At 34.2% G+C, this 1,775-nt stretch carries 3 protein-coding genes; all 3 read right to left on the bottom strand.

The annotated features are described in order from the left end of the window. The coding region (locus tag A9G45_RS07080) for a DUF6708 domain-containing protein (RefSeq protein ID WP_218057062.1) at positions 1-402 on the bottom strand (402 nt) is incomplete at its 3' end. 200 nt (positions 403-602) lie between these two features. Further along, on the bottom strand, positions 603-1,436 hold the full coding sequence (locus A9G45_RS07075; RefSeq protein ID WP_065572384.1) for a DUF6708 domain-containing protein: 834 nt from the start codon (positions 1,434-1,436) through the stop codon (positions 603-605). Beyond that, positions 1,436-1,775, bottom strand: a 340-nt coding sequence (locus A9G45_RS14435) for a DUF6708 domain-containing protein (RefSeq protein ID WP_218057061.1), incomplete at its 5' end; no start/stop codon positions are given. The genes A9G45_RS14435 and A9G45_RS07075, both read right to left, overlap by 1 nt.

Raw genomic sequence — 1,775 nt, 5'->3', positions numbered from 1 at the left:
GTCAATTACATTGGTGGTATTAGGCTCACATACCACACACTCTATACGGTAAGTTCTGACCATACCACCACCAGAAATCGGTGCCGATACTGAGGTCATTACCCCTTGAATATCTGCCCAATCAAACTCTTTCATTGTTATCTCTTTCACTCTAAATGGTGAACGAGTAAATGTTTTTAATGAACCAAAATATAAAAGAAAATGGTCATAAATATAAACTTTACCGGTTTTACGATTAAAACGGATTGGGCAATCCTCGGGAGCATAGAATAGATAGAAAACAAGCTGTAAAAATAAATATATTAGATAAAGGAATAATAACCAAAGAGGTATAAATAAAGGAATTCCTTTAGGTGCAAAAATAATACCATAAGATAAAGTATATACTAAAAAAATCAGCAATAAAATAAACATTGTTAAACAAATAATCGTGGCCCAACGCGGAACCCACTTCCATCCTATTGTTCGCCTAGAAAATTCACAGTAATCATCATTTGCATAACGTAATTTTTTATTATTACTTAAATAATGGCGGGGTGTATAAAACCCTTTTTATAAATCTTCGCGCCAACATGAGAGTTGCGGTTGGTACTTTGATGGCATTATTTATTCCCTAACTTTTTATATTCGGCATCTATTTGTTGATATTCTTCAAGCGAGCTGGCCTTGGATTTTTTGTCGATTTCTTCTGGCCAGTTGACTTTGATTGGCCAAGTAAAGTCTTCTTCTGGCATAAATTCGGCATCCAAATTATTATCAGAAAAAGCCATATAGCTATTTATCCACATCCATTCGTCATAACCTAAACTGCTATCGGCTGCCAACAGAAAATGGTCAATCACTTTAGTAGTATTAGGCTCACATACCACACACTCTAGACGATAGTTCCTAATCATTCCGCCATTAGCAAGAGGAACTGATACTGAGGTCATACACCCCTGAATATCTGCCCAATTAAACTCCTTAACCGTAATTTCTTTTACTTTTAAAGGTGAGCGAGTGAAAATTGCGAATGTTCCAAAGTATAAAATAAAATGGTCATAAATATAAATTTTACCGGTTTTACGATTAAAACGTACTGGGCAATCTTCAGGAGCATATAAATAATGCAAAAACATTTGAAAAAAAATATAAAGAAGAAATATCATTAGGAATTCAATAAAAATAGCTAGAATTCTTAAATCTTGGAAATAAATAATAACCAAACTTGTAGTAAATATACAAGCAATACACATCAAGTTAGCTACAAAGAAAACTAAAGTAAAAATAATTCTAATAAAATATCCCATTCCTATTATATGGCGAGAAAATTCACAATAATCATCATTAGCATAACGTAGTTTTTTATTATTACTTAAATGTAATTGCGTTGTATAAACCCCTTTGTATAAATCTTCGCGCCATGCGGAAACTTGCGGTTGATATTTGGATGGCATTATTTATTTCCTAGCTTTTTATATTCGGCATCTATTTGTTGATATTCTTCAAGCGAGCTGGCTTTGGATTTTTTGTCGATTTCTTCTGGCCAATTGACTTTAATTGGCCAAGTAAAGTCTTCTTCTGGCATAAATTCGGCATCCAAATTATTATCAGAAAAAGCCATATAGCTATTTATCCACATCCATTCATAACCTAAACTGCTACCGGTCGCCAACAGAAAATGGTCAATCACTTTAGTAGTATTAGGCTCACATACCACACATTCTAGACGATAGCTTCTAGCCATTCCGCCACTGCCCGTCGGTACCGATACTGAGGTCATACACCCTTGAATA

The sequence above is a fragment of the Gilliamella sp. HK2 genome (genome assembly GCF_001690265.1).
Lineage (GTDB): Bacteria > Pseudomonadota > Gammaproteobacteria > Enterobacterales > Orbaceae > Gilliamella > Gilliamella apicola_C.
Note: the sequence above shows the minus strand (reverse complement) of the source record. Positions and strands in the feature narration are given on the sequence as shown.

Coding starts and splice junctions, on each gene's coding strand:
- A9G45_RS07075 (WP_065572384.1), bottom strand. CDS start 1,436: ATGCCATCCAAATATCAACCGCAAGTTTCCGCATGGCGCGAAGATTTA.